17 protein-coding genes and 1 pseudogene are annotated in these 20,886 nt (G+C 72.1%); 10 read left to right on the top strand and 8 right to left on the bottom strand.

Annotated features, from left to right (window positions below; all coding sequences use genetic code 11):
• Nucleotides 1-161 precede the first annotated feature (161 nt).
• Together P3T29_RS28815 and P3T29_RS28810 are read right to left on the bottom strand one after the other, a co-directional pair.
• Nucleotides 162-983, bottom strand: a complete 822-nt coding sequence (locus tag P3T29_RS28815; protein WP_280719606.1) for a purine-nucleoside phosphorylase — start codon at nt 981-983, stop codon at nt 162-164.
• 171 nt (nt 984-1,154) lie between these two features.
• Complete coding sequence (locus tag P3T29_RS28810; protein ID WP_280719605.1) at nt 1,155-1,592, bottom strand: gamma-glutamylcyclotransferase; 438 nt, start codon at nt 1,590-1,592, stop codon at nt 1,155-1,157.
• Between the two features lie 131 nt (nt 1,593-1,723).
• On the opposite strand from P3T29_RS28810, the gene P3T29_RS28805 reads away from it, so the two are divergent.
• Nucleotides 1,724-3,178, top strand: a complete 1,455-nt coding sequence (locus tag P3T29_RS28805; protein WP_280719604.1) for an NAD(P)H-quinone dehydrogenase — start codon at nt 1,724-1,726, stop codon at nt 3,176-3,178.
• Nucleotides 3,179-3,377: 199 nt separating this feature from the next.
• The gene (locus P3T29_RS28800; RefSeq protein ID WP_280719603.1) at nt 3,378-4,307 is read left to right on the top strand and encodes a DeoR/GlpR family DNA-binding transcription regulator; all 930 of its coding nucleotides are present in this window, start codon (nt 3,378-3,380) and stop codon (nt 4,305-4,307) included.
• Between the two features lie 159 nt (nt 4,308-4,466).
• On the opposite strand, the gene P3T29_RS28795 is transcribed toward P3T29_RS28800, so the two are convergent.
• The 5 genes from P3T29_RS28795 to P3T29_RS28775 form a co-directional block, all read right to left on the bottom strand.
• Nucleotides 4,467-6,242, bottom strand: coding sequence for a biotin carboxylase N-terminal domain-containing protein (locus tag P3T29_RS28795; protein WP_280719602.1), 1,776 nt, complete (start codon nt 6,240-6,242; stop codon nt 4,467-4,469).
• 236 nt (nt 6,243-6,478) lie between these two features.
• On the bottom strand, nt 6,479-7,225 hold the full coding sequence (locus P3T29_RS28790) for a hypothetical protein (RefSeq protein ID WP_280719601.1): 747 nt from the start codon (nt 7,223-7,225) through the stop codon (nt 6,479-6,481).
• A 130-nt stretch (nt 7,226-7,355) separates the two neighbouring features.
• Nucleotides 7,356-7,952: a nucleoside triphosphate pyrophosphatase gene (locus tag P3T29_RS28785; RefSeq protein WP_280719600.1), complete on the bottom strand. Its 597-nt coding sequence runs from the start codon at nt 7,950-7,952 to the stop codon at nt 7,356-7,358.
• Nucleotides 7,953-8,038: 86 nt separating this feature from the next.
• Nucleotides 8,039-8,254: an acyl-CoA carboxylase subunit epsilon gene (locus P3T29_RS28780; RefSeq protein WP_280719599.1), complete on the bottom strand. Its 216-nt coding sequence runs from the start codon at nt 8,252-8,254 to the stop codon at nt 8,039-8,041.
• Between the two features lie 30 nt (nt 8,255-8,284).
• A complete protein-coding gene (locus tag P3T29_RS28775) occupies nt 8,285-9,877 on the bottom strand; it encodes an acyl-CoA carboxylase subunit beta (protein ID WP_280719598.1) in 1,593 nt (530 codons plus the stop codon).
• A 292-nt stretch (nt 9,878-10,169) separates the two neighbouring features.
• On the opposite strand from P3T29_RS28775, the gene P3T29_RS28770 reads away from it, so the two are divergent.
• The 4 genes and pseudogenes from P3T29_RS28770 (at nt 10,170) to P3T29_RS28755 (ending at nt 14,820) form a co-directional block, all read left to right on the top strand.
• Complete coding sequence (locus tag P3T29_RS28770; RefSeq protein WP_280719597.1) at nt 10,170-11,120, top strand: biotin--[acetyl-CoA-carboxylase] ligase; 951 nt, start codon at nt 10,170-10,172, stop codon at nt 11,118-11,120.
• A gap of 193 nt (nt 11,121-11,313) precedes the next feature.
• Nucleotides 11,314-12,405, top strand: coding sequence for an adenylate/guanylate cyclase domain-containing protein (locus P3T29_RS28765; protein WP_280719596.1), 1,092 nt, complete (start codon nt 11,314-11,316; stop codon nt 12,403-12,405).
• A 126-nt stretch (nt 12,406-12,531) separates the two neighbouring features.
• Nucleotides 12,532-13,638: pseudogene (locus tag P3T29_RS28760) on the top strand (sensor domain-containing diguanylate cyclase); the annotation flags it as partial.
• Between the two features lie 786 nt (nt 13,639-14,424).
• A complete protein-coding gene (locus tag P3T29_RS28755; protein ID WP_280719595.1) occupies nt 14,425-14,820 on the top strand; it encodes a hypothetical protein in 396 nt (131 codons plus the stop codon).
• Nucleotides 14,821-14,824: 4 nt separating this feature from the next.
• Here P3T29_RS28755 and fdhD read toward each other — a convergent pair whose 3' ends face one another.
• Complete coding sequence (fdhD, locus tag P3T29_RS28750; protein WP_280719594.1) at nt 14,825-15,649, bottom strand: formate dehydrogenase accessory sulfurtransferase FdhD; 825 nt, start codon at nt 15,647-15,649, stop codon at nt 14,825-14,827.
• A 125-nt stretch (nt 15,650-15,774) separates the two neighbouring features.
• Between fdhD and hutH the strand changes: the two genes are divergently transcribed.
• The 4 genes from hutH (at nt 15,775) to hutU (ending at nt 20,882) form a co-directional block, all read left to right on the top strand.
• The gene (gene hutH, locus P3T29_RS28745) at nt 15,775-17,355 is read left to right on the top strand and encodes a histidine ammonia-lyase (RefSeq protein ID WP_280719593.1); all 1,581 of its coding nucleotides are present in this window, start codon (nt 15,775-15,777) and stop codon (nt 17,353-17,355) included.
• A 291-nt stretch (nt 17,356-17,646) separates the two neighbouring features.
• Complete coding sequence (locus tag P3T29_RS28740; RefSeq protein ID WP_280719592.1) at nt 17,647-18,516, top strand: MurR/RpiR family transcriptional regulator; 870 nt, start codon at nt 17,647-17,649, stop codon at nt 18,514-18,516.
• A gap of 150 nt (nt 18,517-18,666) precedes the next feature.
• Nucleotides 18,667-19,008: a hypothetical protein gene (locus P3T29_RS28735; RefSeq protein WP_280719591.1), complete on the top strand. Its 342-nt coding sequence runs from the start codon at nt 18,667-18,669 to the stop codon at nt 19,006-19,008.
• 200 nt (nt 19,009-19,208) lie between these two features.
• Nucleotides 19,209-20,882: a urocanate hydratase gene (gene hutU / locus P3T29_RS28730; protein WP_280719590.1), complete on the top strand. Its 1,674-nt coding sequence runs from the start codon at nt 19,209-19,211 to the stop codon at nt 20,880-20,882.
• Nucleotides 20,883-20,886 lie beyond the last annotated feature (4 nt).

Here is a 20,886-nt window from a genome sequence, read left to right as displayed (position 1 = left end):
GGCTGGTGCTGTTGGGGGGGGGGGGGGTGGGCCCCACCGCGGGGGGCGGGGCGGCTGTTCTTATCTTCTCTTTTTTTTTTTTTGTAACATCCAGACCCCCCCCCCCGACCCCCGGCTACCGACTTCCGATCACCATCTACTGATTCTGCGTCAGCAGAGCGTCAGATCCGCTCAAGGACCTTCGCCAGCAGCGCGCCCATCCGCTCGGCGCTGGCCTTGCCGGCCTCCAGCACCTCGGCGTGGTTGAGCGGCTCGCCGGTCATCCCGGCGGCCAGGTTGGTGACCAGTGAGATGCCGAGCACCTCGCTGCCGGCCTCGCGTGCGGCGATGGCCTCCAGCGTGGTGGACATGCCGACCAGCTCGCCGCCTATCACCCGGGCCATGTTGACCTCGGCCGGGGTCTCGTAGTGCGGGCCGCGGAACTGGACGTACACGGCCTCGTCGAGCGACGGGTCGACCTCGCGGCACAGCTGGCGCAGGCGCGGCGAGTACAGGTCCGTCAGGTCGACGAAGTTGGCGCCGACGATCGGCGAGTCCGCCGTCAGGTTGATGTGGTCACTGATCAGGACCGGCTGGCCGGGCACCCAGCCCTGGCGGAGGCCGCCACAGCCGTTGGTGAGGACGATGACGTCGCACCCGGCGGCGGCGGCGGTCCGGACGCCGTGCACCACGGTGGCCACGCCGTGGCCCTCGTAGTAGTGGTTGCGGCCGAGGAAGATCAGCGCGCGCTTGTCGCCGATCCGGACGGACCGGATCTTGCCGGAGTGGCCGGCCACGGCGGGGGCGGGGAAGCCCGGCAGGTCGGTGACGGGGAACTCGGCCACGGTCTCGCCGAGTGCGTCGGCGGCCGGCACCCAGCCGGAGCCCATCACCAGGGCGACGTCGTGGCGCTCGGCACCGGTCAGTTCACGGAGGCGCGCGGCGGCGGCCTGGGCGGCGGCGTAGGGGTCGGAGGAGACGACCGACTGAGGAGATGCGTTCACATCGCCGAGGATAGACGGCAATCGCCTACGCGCGTAGAACAAACCACCCAAGCCATGCCGGATCGTTACCCGGTTGACCCATAACGACAGGAAAGGGCCGGTTTCCGCCCCACCCCTTTGGAGGGACCTACGATGGCCCTCGGCGCCGTCCTGCCGCTAGGCGTCCGGTCGTCAGCAGGGACGATGCCGCAGGTCAAGCACGTAGTCGTGAGGCGCGCCCGCGCTCTCGGCGGCGTCCGCGATCAGCCCCAGGTAGCGCGCGGCGGGCAGTCCGCCCTCGTAGTCGTTCAGCACGTACGTCCAGACCTGGATGTCGCCGTCCAGGGTGTGCGCCCGCAGCTTGGTCTTCCGGTAGATGCCGAGCTGCACGCCCTCCCACCGGTCGAGCCCCTCCTCGTCCATCGGCGCGACGTCGTAGAGCGAGACGAAGACCTGCTCCTTCTCGTCCTCGACCACCGTCGCCAGCGAGCCCTCCCAGCCGAGGTGTTCACCGCCGAAGGTGAGCCGCCAGCCGTCCAGCCAGCCGGTGCCTCGCAGGGGTGAGTGCGGGGCGCGTCGGCTCATCTGCCGGGCGTCGAGATTGGTGGCGTACGCGGCGTAGAGGGGCATGGCGTCAGCCTACGGGAGACCCTGGCGCCGGAAGCCCCGGGGAGTGGCCATCGTCACATTCGGCCGGACCCGGATACTTCGACCTGCCTACCGGAGCCCCCGGCGTGGCGCGGCCACCGGCGTGCGGGACAATGGTGCACGTGACTCGGATCGTGATCATCGGTGGCGGACCCGGCGGCTATGAGGCAGCGCTCGTCGCTGCTCAGCTCGGCGCGGAGGTGACCGTTGTCGACCGCGACGGTCTGGGTGGATCGGCGGTGCTGACGGACTGCGTGCCGTCCAAGACGCTGATCGCCACTGCGGAGGTGATGACCACCTTCGACAGCTCGTACGAGGAGCTGGGAATCACCGTCCGCGACGACAGGCCCTCCGACGGGGGATCGGCCCGGGTGGTCGGTGTCGACCTCGGCAAGGTCAACCGCCGGGTCAAGCGGCTGGCGATCGCCCAGTCGCACGACATCACCCAGTCCGTCACCCGCGCCGGGGTGACGATCCTGCGCGGCAAGGGCCGGCTCGGCTCCGGTGGCCAGGCTGCGGACGGCTCCCGCGAGGTGCTCGTCGACGCCCCCGACGGTACGACCGAGTTGCTGCGCGCCGACGCCGTGCTGATCGCCACCGGTGCCCACCCGCGCGAGGTGCCCGACGCCCAGCCGGACGGCGAGCGCATCCTCACCTGGACGCAGGTCTACGACCTGGACGAGCTGCCGGCCGAGCTGATCGTGGTCGGCTCCGGCGTGACCGGCGCCGAGTTCGCCGGTGCGTACCAGGCACTCGGCTCCAAGGTCACCCTGGTCTCGTCCCGCGACCGGGTGCTCCCCGGCGAGGACCCGGACGCCGCCGAGGTGCTGGAGGAGGTCTTCCGCCGCCGGGGCATGAACGTGATGAGCCGCTCCCGGGCCGAGGGCGCCAAGCGCGTCGGCGACCGGGTCGAGGTCACCCTCGCCGACGGTCAGGTGATAAGCGGGACGCACTGCCTGATGGCCGTCGGCTCGATCCCGAACACCGCCGACATGGGCCTGGAGGAGGCCGGGGTACGGCTGAACGACTGGGGTCAGGTGCAGGTCGACCGGGTCTCCCGGACGAGTGCCCCTGGCGTCTACGCCGCCGGAGACTGCACCGGCGTCTTCATGCTCGCCTCGGTGGCGGCCATGCAGGGCCGGATCGCGATGTACCACGCGCTCGGTGACGCGGTGCAGCCGCTCAACCTCAAGACCGTCTCCTCCAACGTCTTCACCGACCCCGAGATCGCCACGGTCGGCTACACGGCCGCCGACGTCTCGTGCGGGAAGATGGACGCCGTCGAGGTGAAGCTCCCGCTGCGCGGCAACCCGCGCGCCAAGATGCAGGGCATCCGGGACGGCTTCGTGAAGCTGTTCTGCCGTCCCGGCACCGGCATCGTGGTCGGCGGCGTGGTGGTCGCCCCCCGGGCCAGCGAGCTCATCCACTCGATCTCGCTCGCGGTGGACAACAACTTGACGGTCGAACAGGTGGCCAGCGCGTTCACGGTCTACCCGTCCGTCTCCGGCTCCACCGCCGAGGCCGCCCGTCAGCTCCACATCCGTAAGCGGGACGGCGCGGATTCCTGAGCTGCGAAACAGAGTTGAGGCGGTCGCCCATCGGGTGGCCGCCTCTGTCGTTCCCGGCCGGTTCACCCGCACGGCGGGGCGTAGCGCCCCTTGCTGACGGCGCGTATTGTACGGTCGCGCGCTGGTCCAAGGTGAGCATTTCCCGTAACCAGCTGCAAACGCCTGAAAGCAGACGGTCATTCAGGTTACCGTCGGTTCTGTGTTTGCAGCAGAACGTCGCCAGTTGATCCTCGAGATGGTGCGCGCCAACGGAGCCGTTTCGCTCCGTGAGCTGGCCCGCGTCGTCCAGACCTCCGAAGTCACCGTACGCCGAGACGTCCGGGCCCTGGAGGCCGAAGGGCTGCTCGACCGCCGGCACGGCGGCGCGGTGCTCCCCGGCGGCTTCAGCCGGGAGCCGGGTTACCCGCAGAAGACCCATCTCGCCGCGGCCGAGAAGAGCGCGATCGCCGATCTGGCGGCCGGGCTGGTCGAGGAGGGGGATGCCGTCGTGGTCGGCGCCGGGACGACCACCCAGGAGCTGGCCCGCCGCCTGGCCCGGATCCCCGGGCTGACGGTGGTCACCAACTCACTGCTGGTCGCCCAGGCCCTGGCCCACGCCAACCGGGTGGAGGTGGTGATGACGGGCGGCACCCTGCGCGGCTCCAACTACGCCCTGGTGGGCAGCGGCGCCGAGCAGTCGCTGCACGGGCTGCGGGTCACCAAGGCCTTCATCTCCGGTAGTGGACTGACGGCCGAGCGCGGCCTCTCCACCACCAACATGCTCTCCGCGAGTGTGGACCGGGCACTGGTGCAGTCGGCTGCCGAGGTCATCGTCCTCGCCGACCACACCAAGCTCGGCGCGGACACCATGTTCCAGACCGTCCCGACCGACGGGATCACCCGTCTGGTGACGGACGAGCACGCCGCCGCCGCCGATCCGACGGCCCGCGAGCTGGACTTGCTGGCGGACTGCGGCGTGCAGATCGTCATCGCCCCGCTCGGGCTCACCGCCGAGCCCCCGGCCCACCAGCCCCCCCAGAGCCCCGCCACCCAGCGGCGGACGGCCCCACCCCCCGGTGGAGCCCCCCTCCCGGGCCAGCGCCGCCCCGGACAGCTCCCGCCGACCCGCCTCGCGGAGCGCGTGCGCTGAGCTTCTGCTTGCAGCAAGAGGCACCCCGCTGCGCATGAGCGCTTCGGGGTGCCTCTTGTTCGGAGCTGTCCAGTTCAGGTCCGGAGTCTTCCGGTTTCGCGCAGGCAGTTAATTAAGCAGAGCCCCGCGCCCCTGGATAGTGCAACTGGCCCCGGAAGGTCAGTCCTTGATCTCGCAGAGGGCCGCGCCGCTGGTGACGCTGGCGCCGACCTCGGCCTTGAGGCCGACGATGGTGCCGGCCTTGTGGGCGTTGAGCGGCTGCTCCATCTTCATCGCCTCCAGGACGACGATCAGCTCGCCCTCGGCGACGACCTGGCCCTCCTCGACGGCGACCTTGACGATGGTGCCCTGCATCGGGGAGGCCAGGGTGTCACCGCTCGCGGCAGGGCCGGACTTCTTGGCGCCGACCCGGCGCTTGGTCTTGCCGCCTGCCGAGGCGCCCGCCGCCGGAGCGGAGGAGACACCCAGGGACGAGGGCAGCGAGACCTCGATCCGCTTGCCGCCGACCTCGACCACCACGGTCTCGCGCTGGTCCGGCTCGTCGCCGTCGCCGCCCGAGCCGGTGAAGGCGGGGATGGTGTTGTTGAACTCGGTCTCGATCCACCGGGTGTAGACGGTGAACGGGCCTTCGCCGCCCGTCAGTTCCGGCGCGAACGCCGGGTCGGCGACGACCGCCTGGTGGAACGGGATGGCGGTGGCCATGCCCTCCACCTTGAACTCCGACAGCGCACGCGCGGCGCGCTGCAGCGCCTGCTTGCGGGTGGCGCCGGTGACGATCAGCTTGGCGAGCAGCGAGTCCCAGGCGGGGCCGATGACCGAGCCGCTCTCGACACCCGCGTCCAGCCGGACGCCCGGGCCCGACGGCGGCGCGAACAGCGTCACCGTGCCGGGGGCGGGCAGGAAGCCGCGACCCGGGTCCTCGCCGTTGATCCGGAACTCGATCGAGTGACCGCGCACCTCGGGGTCGTCGTAGCCGAGAGCCTCGCCGTCGGCGATCCGGAACATCTCGCGGACCAGGTCGATCCCGGTGACCTCCTCGGAGACCGGGTGCTCGACCTGGAGGCGGGTGTTGACCTCCAGGAAGGAGATCAACCCGTCCTGGGAGACCAGGAACTCGCAGGTACCGGCGCCGACGTAACCCGCCTCGCGGAGGATCGCCTTGGACGCCCGGTACAGCTCGGCGTTCTGCTCGTCGGTGAGGAACGGCGCGGGGGCCTCCTCCACCAGCTTCTGGTGGCGGCGCTGCAGCGAGCAGTCACGGGTGGAGACGACCACGACGTTGCCGTGCTGGTCGGCGAGGCACTGGGTCTCGACGTGCCGGGGGTTGTCGAGGTACTGCTCGACGAAGCACTCGCCGCGCCCGAAGGCGGCGACGGCCTCGCGGACGGCGGACTCGAACAGCTCCGGGATCTCCTCCAGCGTGCGGGCGACCTTGAGGCCACGACCGCCACCGCCGAACGCCGCCTTGATGGCGACGGGGAGGCCGTGCTCCTGGGCGAACGCGAGCACCTCGTCCGGCCCGGCGACCGGGTCGGCCGTACCGGCGACCAGCGGGGCACCGGCGCGCTGGGCGACGTGCCGGGCGGTGACCTTGTCACCGAGGTCGCGGATGGCCTGCGGAGGCGGGCCGATCCAGGTCAGGCCCGCGTCGATGACGGCCTGGGCGAACTCGGCGTTCTCGGACAGGAAGCCGTAACCGGGGTGGACGGCGTCCGCACCCGAGTCGGCGGCTGCCTTGAGCACCTTGGCGATGTCCAGGTAGCTGGTACCCGGGGTGTCGCCGCCGAGCGCGTAGGCCTCGTCGGCCGCGCGGACGTGCAGGGCGTCCCGGTCCGGCTCGGCGTAGACGGCGACGCTGGCGATACCGGCATCCGAGCAGGCCCGGGCGACGCGGACGGCGATTTCTCCGCGGTTGGCGATGAGCACCTTGCGCACTGTGGCTCCCTTCTTGAACCTCGTTGAGTCTAGGGATGGAGGGGTGGTACCGGCGAGTAGCCCCAGGTGGTGAGCTTGCCCACACGGAGCGTGACGCGAATCAGTGATCACGTGCGCACAGAGCGGCATGCTCCGCTGGTAGAGACGCTACGCGCGACGGCAGGCATCGGCTTGAGGGGGGCTCGAGCCGCCGGACCGGTGTCGTGGCCTTCGCCACACCGGGCCTGCGGGCGGGCTCACGCGGTCACCGGTACGGGCTGGGCGATCGCCTTCGCGGTGATGTCGGAGGCGAGTTCGACCACGTCGGGCCCGTACGCCCCCGGGTTGACCACGCGCAGGACGAGGGCGAAGGTGCCGTCGGCGTCGTGCCGGTGGGCGAGTTGCCGGTGGTTGGTGGTCAGGTAGCGGACGGCCGCGTGGTTCGCGGTCGCGGTCTGGCCCGCGATCAGGAACACCGGCCGGCTGCCCGGTCCGGCATGCAGCCGGGCCAGCAGGACGTACGTTCCGGCGCCGGACGCCCCGGGGTCGAGCTCGAAGCGGTACTTCTCGTCACCGACCGCGATGGTGTCCAGGTGCGGCCGTCCCGGCTCGGCGGCGAAGGCGACGCCGGGCAGCCAGGAGGCCAGGTGCGCGGCCGTCCGCTGATTGCTCGCCGGGCCGCCCAGGCAGAACTCGGCCTGGCCGCCCAGCCCTTGGCGTACCTGGTCGTGCGCGACGATGTCGGCGCGGGCGCCGCACTCCTTGACCAGCGCGGCCAACTCCATCAGGGCGTGCACGTCGTTGCGTGACACGCTCTTCGAACTCGTCGAGGCCGTGTGGTGGTTCACCACCAGCAGGCACTGCGTACCGGCGGGCATGCCGAAGAACTCCTGGACCCGGCCCAGCCGTCGTCGGCGGCGCAGGGTCTGCGCCAGCCAGCCCAGGCCGGCGCTGATGGCGCTGGCGACCAGGCCGAGCAGCACATTGAGCACGCTGTCGGTCATCCCCGCTCCTTCCGGACTCGACGGCGGCGCCAGCCTATCGACCCCGGCAGCCGGCGGGGGTGGATCGGTACGACAGATGTACGGGCCCGGATCTGTCCGAATCCGCAGCCGAATCGGACCCTTGCCGGGGTCAGCTCCAGAGATCGGTCAGCCGGATGCCGAGGTCCGCCAGCAGGCGGCGCAGCAGCGGCAGCGAGAGGCCGATGACGTTGCCCGGGTCGCCGTCGATGCCGTCGATGAACGGCGCCGAGCGCCCGTCCAGGGTGAACGCCCCTGCCACGTGCAGGGGTTCGCCGGTGGCGATGTACGCGGCCACCTCGGCGTCGTCGGGGTTGCCGAAGCGGACGGTGGTGGAGGCGGTGGCCGAGGACTGCTTGCCGGTGGCGGTGTCGATCACGCAGTGGCCGGTCCGCAGCACGCCGTCCCGCCCGCGCATCGACTGCCAGCGGGCCAGCGCCTCGGCGGCGTCGGCGGGCTTGCCCAGCGCCTGGCCGTCCAGCTCCAGGACGGAGTCGCAGCCGATCACCAACTGCCCGTCGGCCAGCCCGTCGGCGACCACCCGGGCCTTGGCCTCGGCCAGCACCAGGGCGAGTTCGCCCGGGGTCGGCGCGGTCAGCGCGTCCTCGTCGACGCCGCTCACCATCACCTGCGGATCCAGGCCGGCCTGGCGCAGGAGCCCGAGGCGGGCGGGGGAGCCGGAGGCGAGTACGAGCGTGCGGTTGGTCATGCGGCCAAGGGTAGAGGCTCCACCGGCAGCCCTGGTTGTTCGGGTGCGCGGGGCTCTGCTCGCAGAACCCCGCGCACCCGAACAACTCAGCCCGCCCAGCCGGAGGTCCGCCAGGCGTGCGGGCCCGGCGCCGGGGCGTGCCGCATCCGCCGGGCCCGGTCGTTCCATGCGGAGGCCGGGCCGCCGCCCGCGCGACCGGCCGCAGCTGCGGCCTCGGCGGCGGCCCGGGCTGAGACCACCGCCAGGACGGTGGCCAACTCCTCGGGGGTCGGCTGCCCGTGCAGCACCTGAATGGGGGTCATGCTCAATCCTCTTCCCAGATCAGGGCGGAATTACAGGGGGATGTTGCCGTGCTTCTTGGGCGGCAGCACCTCGCGCTTGCCACGCAGCGCCCGCAGCCCGCGCACGATGTGCCGACGGGTCTCGGAGGGCGCGATCACCGCGTCGACGTACCCGCGCTCGGCGGCCAGGTACGGGTTGAGCAGGGTGTCCTCGTACTCGGCGAGCAGTTCGGCGCGCTTGCCGACAATGTCTTCGCCGGCCTCCGCCGCCAGAGCCAGTTCGCGGCGGTAGACGATGTTCACCGCGCCCTGCGCGCCCATCACGGCGATCTGCGCGGTCGGCCAGGCGAGGTTGAGGTCGGCGCCCAGGTGCTTGGAGCCCATCACGTCGTACGCGCCGCCGAACGCCTTGCGGGTGATCACGGTGATCAGCGGGACGGTCGCCTCGGCGTAGGCGTAGATCAGCTTGGCGCCGCGCCGGATGATGCCGTCCCACTCCTGGCCGGTGCCGGGCAGGAAGCCGGGCACGTCCACGAAGGTGATGACGGGGATGTTGAAGCTGTCGCAGGTCCGGACGAACCGCGCGGCCTTCTCGCTGGCGGCGATGTCCAGGCAGCCGGCCAGGTCCATCGGCTGGTTGCCGACGATGCCGACGGGGTGGCCCTCGATCCGGCCGAAGCCGGTGAGGATGTTGCCCGCGTACAGCGCCTGGGTCTCCAGGAACTCGCCGTCGTCGACGATGTGCTCGATCACCTTGTGCATGTCGTACGGCTGGTTCGCCGAGTCCGGCACCAGGGTGTCGAGTTCGAGGTCCTCGTCGGTGATGGTCAGGTCGGCCTCCTCGGGGAAGGCCGGGGGCTCGCTGAGGTTGTTGGAGGGCAGGTACGAGAGCAGGTTCTTGACGTACTCGATGGCCTCCTTCTCGTCGGCGGCCAGGTGGTGCGCGACGCCGGACTTGGCGTTGTGCGTCCGCGCGCCGCCCAGCTCCTCCATACCGACGTCCTCGCCGGTGACGGTCTTGATCACGTCGGGGCCGGTGATGAACATGTGCGAGGTCTGGTCGGCCATCACCACGAAGTCGGTGATCGCGGGGGAGTACACCGCGCCGCCCGCGCACGGGCCCATGATCAACGAGATCTGCGGGATGACACCGGAGGCGTGCACGTTCCGGCGGAAGATCTCGCCGTACAGGCCGAGCGAGACCACGCCCTCCTGGATCCGCGCGCCGCCGGAGTCGTTGATGCCGATGACCGGGCAGCCGGTCTTCAGCGCGAAGTCCATCACCTTGACGATCTTCTCGCCGAACACCTCGCCGAGCGAGCCGCCGAAGACCGTGAAGTCCTGCGCGAAGACGGCGACCTGACGGCCGTCGACGGTGCCGTAGCCGGTGACGACGCCGTCGCCGTACGGGCGGTTGGCGGCCTGGCCGAAGTTGACGGACCGGTGCCGGGCGAACTCGTCGAACTCTACGAAGGAGTCCTCGTCCATCAGCTCCATGACCCGCTCACGGGCCGTCAGCTTGCCCTTGGCGTGCTGCTTCTGCACGGCCGCGGAGGAGCCGGAGTGCACCGCCTCGTCGAGCCGGCGCCGGAGGTCGGCCAGCTTTCCGGCGGTGGTGTGCGGGTCGTACGGCGCCTCGGTCATCCGGTGGCTCTCCCTGATCAATGGGCCGCGACCTGTCTGTACTTGGGGTGAGGGCAGGGCGGCGCAACGAACTACCGTTGAGTAGCGTAGCCAGCGCGGAGCGATTCCGGTTATGGCCAGCGACACAGTGTGTTAACCACCGTTCTACGGGACGATGGTGCGGCCTACGGCCGGGCGGGGCCGACGAGGGAGCCACTGCGGAGCATTGGCGACTGAGGAGAAGCCGTCCAGGGGAGAGTCCGGGCGTTGCGACGCCGCCCCCCGATTGCCGGTCGGTCTAAGGTTCTGAGGCATGACCGAGCCCTCCCCGCCCCACGGCGAGCAGCCCCACAGCGAAGCTCCGCGCGACGATGCTCCCCGCGGCGACCGGCCCCGCAGTGGACTGCGCGGCTTCGGCCACGCCGGGTCCTCCCCGTGGACCGACCTCGACCGCCCCCCGCTGGACGCCGCCCGGCTGAGCCGGGACCTGGTCGTCCCGGACGGCCTCTGGACCTCGGTCGAGGTGGTGACCGAGACCGGCTCCACCAACACCGACCTCGCCGCCCGCGCCAAGGCGGGCGCGGCCGAGGGGGCCGTCCTGGTCGCGGAGGCGCAGAGTGCCGGGCGCGGGCGGCTGGAGCGGCAGTGGACGGCGCCCGCGCGCTCGGGGCTCTTCCTCTCCGTACTGCTGCGGCCGACCGGAGTGCCGATGGAACGGTACGGCTGGCTGCCGATCCTGGTCGGCGTGGCGGCGGCTTCGGCCCTCGGCCGGGTGTCGGAGACCGAGATCGGGCTGAAGTGGCCCAACGACCTACAGGTCACCGTGGACGGCGCCGAGCGCAAGGTCGGCGGCATCCTCACCGAGCTGAGCGGCGGCGCGGTGATCGCGGGCCTCGGCGTCAACGTCTCGCTGCGGGAGTCCGAGCTGCCCGTCCCGACGGCGGCCTCGCTCGCCCTGGCCGGCGCCGCCGTCACCGACCGGGAGACCCTGCTGCGCGCACTGCTGCGCTCGTTCGCGGAGCTGTACGGCGAGTGGGTCGCCGCTGCGGGCGATCCGCACGCCAGCGGCCTGCTGCCCGCGTACGCGGCCCGCTGCACCACGCTCGGCCGCCCGGTCCGCGTCCTGCTGCCCGGTGACCGCGAGCTGACCGGCGAGGCGGTCGCCGTGGACGGTGACGGCCGCCTGGTGGTCCGTACCCCGGACGGCGCCCGGCACCCGGTGGCGGCCGGTGACGTCGTACACGTACGACCCGGGGGGGTTTGACCCGGACCTGCCGAAACGTCCCCGGTGTCCGCCGATCGGCCGTTGTCCCGGCCGGATGCCCCGGATTACGCGATTCCGTGCGAACATTCCACCTGGCAGCGGTGTGAGGCGCGCCACTACCCGCGCGGTGGTCGGGCGCCCCCTGGACAGGTTGGACATGAGGCAAGTGCGGCGACCGCACGGGGATGGGCCGGTGGCAGGCGAGTTCGGCAACGATGACGAGGCGGTACCGGCGGAGGACCAGACGGTCGCGCTGGACCTGGAACGGTTGATCCTCGACGCGCCGCGCCGGTACACGCCCTACCAGGCGGCCCGCGCCGCCGACGTGCCGATGGAGCTGGCCACCCGGTTCTGGCGGGCGATGGGCTTCCCCGACATCGGCCAGTCCCGGGCGCTCACCGACGGCGACGTGATCGCCCTGCGCCGGCTCGCCGGGCTGGTCGAGTCCGGGCTGCTCAGCGAGTCGATGGCGATCCAGGTGGCCCGGTCCACCGGCCAGACCACGGCCCGGCTGGCCGGGTGGCAGATGGACACCTTCCTCGACAACCTCACCCAGGCCGTCGAGCCCGGCCTGACCAGGGCCGAGGTCGCGTACCCGCTGGTCGAGCTGCTGCTGCCGGAGCTGGAACAGTTCCTGGTCTACGTCTGGCGCCGCCAGCTGGCCGCCGTCACCGGACGGGTCGTGCAGGCCGCCGAGGACACCGAGATCACCAGTGGCCGCCTCGCCGTCGGCTTCGCCGACCTGGTCGGCTTCACCCGGCTCTCCCGCCGCCTGGAGGAGGAGGAGCTCGGCGAGCTGGTCGAGAGCTTCGAGAACACCTGCTCCGACCTGATCGCCGGGTACGGCGGCCGGGTGATCAAGACCCTGGGCGACGAGATCCTGTACGTCTCCGAGGACCCGGCCACCGCCGCCGAGATCGCGCTCACCCTGGTGGAGACGCTCGCCAAGGAGGAGTCCATCCCCGAGCTGCGGGTCGGGATGGCCTTCGGCGCGGTCACCTCGCGGATGGGCGACGTCTTCGGCACCACGGTGAACCTGGCCAGCCGCCTCACCTCGATCGCGCCCAAGGACGCCGTACTGGTCGACGGCGAGTTCGCCGCCGCGCTGGAGGCGGGCGGCGCGGTTCCGCCTTCGGCGGCGGACGCGGACGCCGACCGGGCCCCGACCCGCGTCGACGGTGTGGAACAGCACCGCTTCCACCTCCAGCCGATGTGGCGGCGCCCGGTCCGTGGCCTCGGGCTGGTCGAGCCCTGGCTGCTGTCGCGCCACACGCGCAGCGACTGAACCCAACTGCTGCGGGCGGCTTTGGTTGCTCAAATCGGGCAATTGTGCGTCAAAACGCCCTAATGTTGAGCCAGAATGGCGGTCGGAGCACCAGGGATGAGGCGAGCCGTGAGCGGTGAGGCGACCATGACGGAGCGGCTGCAGGTGCCGTCGGCCACGGATCTGCGGCTGCAGGCGGTGGTCGAGCTCGCACAGGACATGGCCGGGGCGCTCACGCCGCTCGAAGCCGTCCGGGCCGCCGCCGTCCGGGCCACCTCCGCGCTCGGCGCGACGATGGCGGCCGTCTCGGTCTGGGACCGCGAATCCGGACGGCTGCGGGTCCTGGTCAACCACGGTGAACTCGCCGCCGGTGAGGAGGAGCTGCCGGAGAACGAGTCGTATCCGGTGGCCGACTTCCCCGAGATCGTGACGTACCTGGAGGAGCACTGGACCACCCGGCGCCTGCCGCGCGCCTGGGTGCAGACCGCCGACGACTCCGCTCCCAGTGATCCGAGCGCCCCGCACGCGCACCCGGGCGCCGGCGCGTTCTGCCGGGAGCGCGCCGCCGGGCTGCGCCGGCGCGGGCGCGCGTGCTGCTTGGTCGCGCCGATCGTCCTGCACGGCCAGGCGTGGGGCGAGCTCTACCTCGCCCGGACGGTCGGCCTGCCGGTCTTCACCGAAGCGGACGCCGACTACGCGACGCTGCTCGCCGCCCAGATCTCCGCCGGCCTGGCCCAGACCGAGCGGCTCGCCGACCTGCGCCGGCTCGCCTTCACCGATCCGCTCACCGGGCTCGCCAACCGCCGGGCGGTCGACGCCCGCCTGGAGAGCGCATTGCAGGCCCACAACCGGGACAACACCGTGGTCAGCCTGGTGGTCTGCGACGTCAACGGGCTCAAGCGGGTCAACGACCTGCTCGGGCACGAGGTCGGCGACCGGCTGCTGGAACGATTCGCCCACCAGCTCTCGCTGGCCGCCGCGAAGCTCCCCGGCAGCCTGGCGGCCCGGCTCGGCGGTGACGAGTTCTGTCTGCTGGCGGAGGGTCAGAAGGCTGACGAGGTGGTCGCGGTCGCCGAGGAACTGTGCGCCCGCGCGCTGCAACTGGCCGACGGCGAAGGCGTCGCCTGCGGCCTCGCCTCGACGGGGGACTCGATCGGCCCGGTCACCACCCCCGACCGGCTGTTCCGGCTCGCCGACGCGGCCCAGTACCGGGCCAAGGCCGCCCGCGCGGCCCACCCGGTGGTGGCCGGTCGCAGTCACGGCCCGGGCCACGCACCGGACCCGACCGTGCTGCTCGCCGACGCGGCCGACCCGCACCACCGCGCCGACGGCCGCACCCGGCCCGGTCCCGGCCGGGTCGGGGCCGGCGACCGCCGTCGCTTCCGGGGCGCCGCCCACAGCGCCGACCCCGGGCAACTGATCACCGTGGTGCTGTCCGCCCTCGACCGGAGCACCGCCGCCCGGGCCGGCCACCAGGCCGACACCCTCGGCCGGCTGGCCACCGTGGCGGAGACCGCCGCCCGGTTGCTGGACGCGGTCGGCTGGTGGGTCTCGTACGTACCGCCGGGTTCCCAGCTGATGCGCACCGCCCAGCACGCCGTCTACCGGATGACCAGCGGCCCGAGCAGTACGGGCGCGGAGACCCAGCGGGCCCAGATCGAGGCGCCCGACGCCGTCTTCGACCTCGGCCACTACCCGCAGACCCGCCGCGCGGTCCGGGGCGGTTCCTTCGCGCTCCGCTCCGGCGCGGCCGGCAACGACCCGGCGGAGGAGGCCATGATGGTGGTCAGCGGGTACAAGGGCATGGTGGTGGCCGGCGGCGGCAACCCGGCGGGCGGCTGGCTGCTCGAACTCTTCGCGGACGAGGCGACCCTGCCGTTCGGCCAGATCGCGGGCCCGCTCCGGGCGCTGGTCGCGGTCGCCCTGTCCGGCCCGGCCTCCCCACCGCCCTGACCGGTGCGGCCGGGGCTGTTCCGGACTCCCCGCGCCATGGCAGAGTGGCGGCCGTCGAGGTCCGGGTCGGGAAACAGGGTGGGGCACATGCGAAGACGTCTGGCAGGGGTGGTCTGCGCTCTGGCGCTGGCCATAGGCGGGGCCACGTCGGCCATCGGCACGGAGGCGTCGGCCGCGTCGCGCACGTCGGTGTCGGCCTCGGTGTCGGCCTCGGTGTCGACAGCCTCCTTCGTCGAGCGGAGCGGCGGCTCGCACTCCAGCTCGCACTCGAGTTCCCACTCCAGCTCGCATTCGCACTCGACCACGCACTCGACCACGCACTTCATGCACTACGGCACTCGCACCGGCCGGAGTACGGGCACCAGCTTCCTCGGCCGGATCGTGGGTGTGATCATCGGAGCGGTCGTCCTGGTCGTCGTCCTGGTGGTCGTGGCGGTGCTCCTGATCCGCCGCCGGAGCCGCCGGAACCGCTTCAACTCCTGACCGGTCAGGCCGACCCGATCCGGTCCGCGCGGGTGTAGACGTTGGCGCTCTGCCCGCGCAGGAAGCCGACCAGGGTGAGGCCGAGCTCCTCGGCGAGGTCGGCCGCGAGCGAGGACGGCGCCGAGACGGCGGCCAGCAGCGGGAGGCCCGCCAGCGCGGCCTTCTGGGTCAGCTCGAACGAGGCCCGGCCGCTGACCAGCAGCAGGTGGCCCGTCAGTGGCAGCCGTCCCTCGCGCAGCGCCCAGCCGATCACCTTGTCGACGGCGTTGTGCCGCCCGACGTCCTCCCGGGCGCAGAGCAGCTCGCCCGCGGCGTCGAACAGGCCGGCGGCGTGCAGCCCGCCGGTGGACTCGAAGGTCCGCTGGGCCGCCCGCAGCCGGTCCGGCAGGCCGTACAGCAGCTCGGGGCTCACCCGCAGCGGGTCGGCCGCCACCGGCCACCGGACGTGTGTCCGGACGGCCTCGACGGTGTCGCGCCCGCAGAGGCCGCAGGCGCTGGTGGTCAGCAGGTTCCGGTGGGTCGACAGCGGCAGTGCGCCGCCGCCCCGGAGCGTCGCGTCGACCACGTTGTAGGTGTTGGCCCCGTCCTCGTCCGTCCCGGCGCAGTAGCGCAGCGCGGCGAGCCCGTCGCCGCTGTGCACCAGGCCCTCGCCGACCAGGAACCCGGCCACCAGGTCGAAGTCGTGCCCGGGGGTGCGCATCGTCACCGTCAGCGCCTCGCCGCCCACCCGGATCTCCAACGGCTCCTCGGCCGCCAACGAATCCGGCCGCGCGCTCCGTTCCGCACCGCCCAGGCGCACCACCAGCCGTCGCGCCGTCGCCCGTGCCATCAGTCCTCTTCCTCCGCTCATTTCGCCCCCTCAGCCTGCGCCACGCCGGGGCAGACTGGTTAATCCGAGGGGCCGACCCCATCAGCAGGTTGTCATATCTTCATTCACCTGGTGTGATTGTGTATATGGATATGCACAGTGCTGTGGACCCCGACGCGCCGCTCGTCCAGGTCGGTAAGGCCGATGTCAGTGCCGAGGACGTGCTCGCCGTCGCGCGCGGCAACGCCCGGGTCGAGATCGGACCGGACGCGCTCGCCGAGATGGCGACCGCCCGCGCCCGGATCGAGGCCCTCGCCGCCGAACCGCGCCCCGTTTACGGTGTCTCCACCGGCTTCGGCGCCCTCGCCGTCCGCCACATCAGCCCGGAGCTGCGCGCCCAGCTGCAGCGTTCGCTGGTCCGCTCGCACGCCGCCGGCATGGGCCCGGTCGTCGAGCGCGAGGTGGTCCGCGCGCTGATGTTCCTGCGGATGAAGACCCTCGCCTCCGGCCGTACGGGCGTCCGCCCGCTGGTCGCCCAGACGATGGCCGCCGTGCTCAACGCGGGCATCACGCCCGTCGTCCGCGAGTTCGGCTCGCTCGGCTGCTCCGGCGACCTCGCGCCGCTCTCGCACTGCGCGCTGGCCCTGATGGGCGAGGGCACCGCCTTCGGCCCGGACGGCACCGAGCGCCCGGTCGCCGAGCTGCTGGCCGAGGCCGGCATCACACCGGTCGAGCTGCTGGAGAAGGAGGGCCTGGCCCTCATCAACGGCACCGACGGCATGCTCGGCATGCTGGTGATGGCCATCGCGGACCTCTCCCGCCTGTTCACCACCGCCGACATCACGGCCGCCATGTCGCTGGAGGCCCTGCTCGGCACCGACAAGGTGCTCGCCCCCGAGCTGCACGCGGCGATCCGCCCGCACCCGGGCCAGGCCCTCAGCGCCGCCAACATGCTGGCCGTGCTCAAGGACTCCGGCCTGACCGGCCACATCCAGGACGACCTGCCGCGCGTCCAGGACGCGTACTCGATCCGCTGCGCCCCGCAGGTCGCCGGCGCCGGCCGCGACACCCTCGCGCACGCCGAGTTGGTCGCCTCCCGCGAGCTGGCCGCCTCGGTCGACAACCCCGTCGTCCTCCCGGACGGCCGGGTCGAGTCCAACGGCAACTTCCACGGCGCCCCGGTCGCGTACGTGCTTGACTTCCTCGCCATCGCGGCCGCCGACCTCGGCTCGATCTCGGAGCGCCGCACCGACCGGCTGCTCGACAAGGCCCGCTCGCACGGCCTGCCGGCCTTCCTGGCCGACGACCCGGGCGTGGACTCCGGTCTGATGATCGCCCAGTACACCCAGGCCGCCCTGGTCAGCGAGAACAAGCGGCTCGCCGTCCCGGCCTCGGTGGACTCGATCCCGTCCTCCGCGATGCAGGAGGACCACGTGTCGATGGGCTGGTCCGCCGCGCGCAAGCTGCGGCAGGCCGTCGACAACCTCGGCCGCATCCTCGCCGTCGAGCTGACGGCCTCGGCCCGCGCGCTGGAGATCCGGATCGACAACGGCAGCGGCCCGCTGGCCCCCGCCACCGCCGCCGCCGTGGCCGCCGCCCGGGCAGCCGGCGTCGAGGGTCCCGGCCGGGACCGTTACCTCTCGCCGGACCTGGAGGCCGCCGCCGCCCTGGTCGCCTCCGGTGACCTGCTGCGCGCCGTCCAGCAGGTCACCGGCCCGCTGGCCTGACGCACTGTCGGCTTACGGCCAGCGCGACAGGGGCGCGGGGCGCTGCTTCATGAAGCAGCGCCCCGCGCCCCTGGGAGAACCCGGTTGCGTACGTGAGCCCGACGCCGCTCAGGACCAGTCGCCCGAGGTCCCGGCCCATCGGGCGCGGCCCTTCTCAGGGACAGATCAGGGTCCGGTCAGGGTCGCTCCGCGTTGTCCCGCCGTACGAGACGTCGTTGCCCACCTGCCTGCCCTGCTGCACGCTGAGCACGCGTTCGCGCACCCCAGTTCCACCGCACGGAGGAGAGACCGATGACTGCCACGGACGAGACCGGTACCGTCGGCCCCTCCGCCCGGCTGCTCCAGCTGTTCGAGGGGCACCGGCTCACCCCGACCCAGCGCCGGATCGCCCACTCGCTGGTCCGGCACGCCACCGAGGCGCCCTTCCTCTCCAGCGTCGAGGTCGCCGAACTCGCCGGGGTCAGTCAGCCGTCCGTCACCCGCTTCGCCGTGGCCCTCGGTTTCGACGGCTACCCGGCTCTGCGCAAGCAGCTCCGGGAGCTCGGCGCGGGCGAGCAGGGGGTGCCGGAGAGCGCCGCCGACGTGGTGCGTAACGAGCACCAGCAGGCGGTACTGGCCGAGATCGCCCACCTGCGGCACCTCGCGGACCTGCTGGCCGACCCGGAGCCGATCGTCCGGGCGGCCAGGCTGCTCGCCGCCTCCCGGCCGCTGCCGGTGCTCGGGCTGCGGGCGGCCTCCGCGCAGGCGGCGGGCTTCGCGTACTTCGCGGCCAAGGTGCACCCGGACATCCGGCTGCTCGACGAGGGTGGCAGCATGCTCGCCGACCGCCTCGAACAGGCCGCCGCCGCCGGGGCCACCGCCGTACTCTGCTTCGCCCTGCCGCGCTACCCGCGCGAGCTGATGGACGCACTGGTCGCGGCCCGGCAGTGCGGGCTGACCGTTCTGACCGTCGCCGACAGCGCGTTCGCGCCGGTCGCCAAGCTCTCCGACCTGATGCTGCCGGCCGCCGTCGGCACCGGGCTGGTCTTCGACACCGCGTGCGCGCCGATGATGCTCGGCCGGGTGCTGCTGCAGGCCATGTGCGACGAACTCCCGGGCGCCGAGGCCCGCTTGGAGGCGATCGAACAGTCGGCCGCCGCGCGGGGGCTGTTCCTCGAGTAGGCGGGGCCTGGAGTGGCGCGGCCCGGGGCAGGCGCGGCCCGGAATTGACACAGCTTGGAGTAGTTCGTGCCTGGCCGGGTTGCTGACGGCCGGTTAGCGGGCATCCCATCAGCAGGCCCCCGCCGCCGGGGTCGGACGGGGGTGTCCAACATGCGTGTGATCCATGAGATGAAGCTGACCGGCAGGCTCGCGACGGGTGCCGACGAGTGGTCCTGCCCCACCTGCGGACGCCGCATCGCGCTGCGCCGGCCGCCCGATCCGCAGCTCACCGTCCTCGAACCGGGTGACGAGAGCGCCGTCCACGTCGGCGTCATCGAGCCGAACCCGGCCGCCTCCGCCGCCGTCGAGAAGTACGGCCTGGGCCCGGTCCAGGAGATCCCCCGCCAGCCCCGACCCGCCGACCAGCCGGCTGAGGAGGCCGCTCCGGGCGTCGACGACCGCCGCTGGCTCGCCGAGATCGGCATCGACTGGGACGGTGATGCGGCCGCCTGACGGCCAGGTTTCGAACAGTCCTGGGCGGCCGCTGCCCTGTTCGGGTGGCTGTCCGGGCGTGGCTCCCGCCTGGGCGCTCCACCTGTGCGTATGTCGTGTGCAGTGCCGAGGTCTGGGCCGAGGTCTGGCCGAAGGCTGACTGTTTGGATATATTCAGACTTGTCAGTCTTGAATGAATCCATCCGTAAGGAGCCGGGAGCATGGTGCAGCAGCAGGCGGGCAGTGGTCCGCGCGAGGTGCGCGCGGCGCGAGGGACGAACCTGACCACGCAGGGGTGGCAGCAGGAGGCGGCCCTGCGGATGCTCATGAACAACCTCGACCCCGAGGTGGCCGAGCACCCGTCCAAGCTGGTCGTCTACGGCGGCACCGGCAAGGCGGCCCGCGACTGGCGTTCGTTCGACGCCATGGTGCGGACGCTGGAGACGCTCAAGCAGGACGAGACGATGCTCGTCCAGTCCGGCCGTCCGGTCGGCGTGATGCAGACCCACGAGTGGGCGCCGCGCGTGCTGATCGCCAACTCCAACCTGGTCGGCGACTGGGCCAACTGGGAGGAGTTCCGCCGCCTGGAGCAGCTCGGGCTCACCATGTACGGGCAGATGACCGCCGGTTCGTGGATCTACATCGGCACCCAGGGCATCCTGCAGGGCACGTACGAGACCTTCTCCGCCGTCGCCAACAAGAAGTTCAACGGGACGCTGGCCGGCACCATCACCCTCACCGCCGGTCTCGGTGGCATGGGTGGCGCCCAGCCGCTCGCCGTCACCATGAACGGCGGCGTGGCGATCTGTATCGACTGCGACCCGTCCCGGATCTCCCGCCGGATCGAGCACCGCTACCTGGACGTCGAGGCGACCAGCCTCGCGCACGCCCTGGAGCTGGCCACCGACGCCCGCGACAGGAAGCAGCCGCTCTCGATCGGCCTGCTCGGCAACGCCGCCGACCTCTTCCCGCAGCTGCTGTCGATGGATGCCCCGATCGACATCGTCACCGACCAGACCAGCGCCCACGACCCGCTGGCCTACCTGCCGACCGGTGTCGACTTCGACGACATGGCGGACTACGCGGCCGCCAAGCCGGCCGAGTTCACCCAGCGCTCGCGCGAGTCGATGGCCAAGCACGTCGAGGCCATGGTCGGCTTCATGGACGCCGGCGCCGAGGTCTTCGACTACGGCAACTCGATCCGTGGCGAGGCCCAACTCGCGGGCTACGACCGTGCGTTCGCCTTCCCCGGCTTCGTCCCGGCATACATCCGGCCGCTGTTCTGCGAGGGCAAGGGCCCGTTCCGCTGGGCCGCCCTGTCCGGCGACCCGCAGGACATCGCCAAGACCGACAAGGCCGTGCTCGACCTCTTCCCCGAGAACGAGTCGCTGCACCGCTGGATCAAGATGGCCCAGGAGAAGGTGCACTTCCAGGGCCTGCCGGCGCGCATCTGCTGGCTCGGTTACGGCGAGCGCGACAAGGCCGGCGAGCGCTTCAACGACATGGTCGCCTCCGGCGAGCTGTCCGCGCCGATCGTGATCGGCCGTGACCACCTGGACTGCGGTTCGGTGGCCTCGCCGTACCGTGAGACCGAGGCGATGCTCGACGGCTCCGACGCGATCGCCGACTGGCCGCTGCTCAACGCCATGGTCAACGTCGCCTCCGGCGCGTCCTGGGTCTCGATCCACCACGGCGGCGGCGTCGGCATCGGCCGCTCGATCCACGCCGGTCAGGTCACGGTCGCCGACGGCACCGCGCTGGCGGGCGAGAAGATCCGCCGGGTGCTCACCAACGACCCCGGCATGGGCGTCATCCGGCACGTCGACGCGGGCTACGACCGCGCGTCCGAGGTCGCCGACGAGCGTGGGGTGCGCATCCCGATGGGCGAGCTGTGACCGA

The sequence above is a fragment of the Kitasatospora sp. MAP5-34 genome (assembly GCF_029894335.1).
GTDB lineage: Bacteria > Actinomycetota > Actinomycetes > Streptomycetales > Streptomycetaceae > Kitasatospora.
This window is presented reverse-complemented; position numbering and strand designations above follow the sequence as displayed.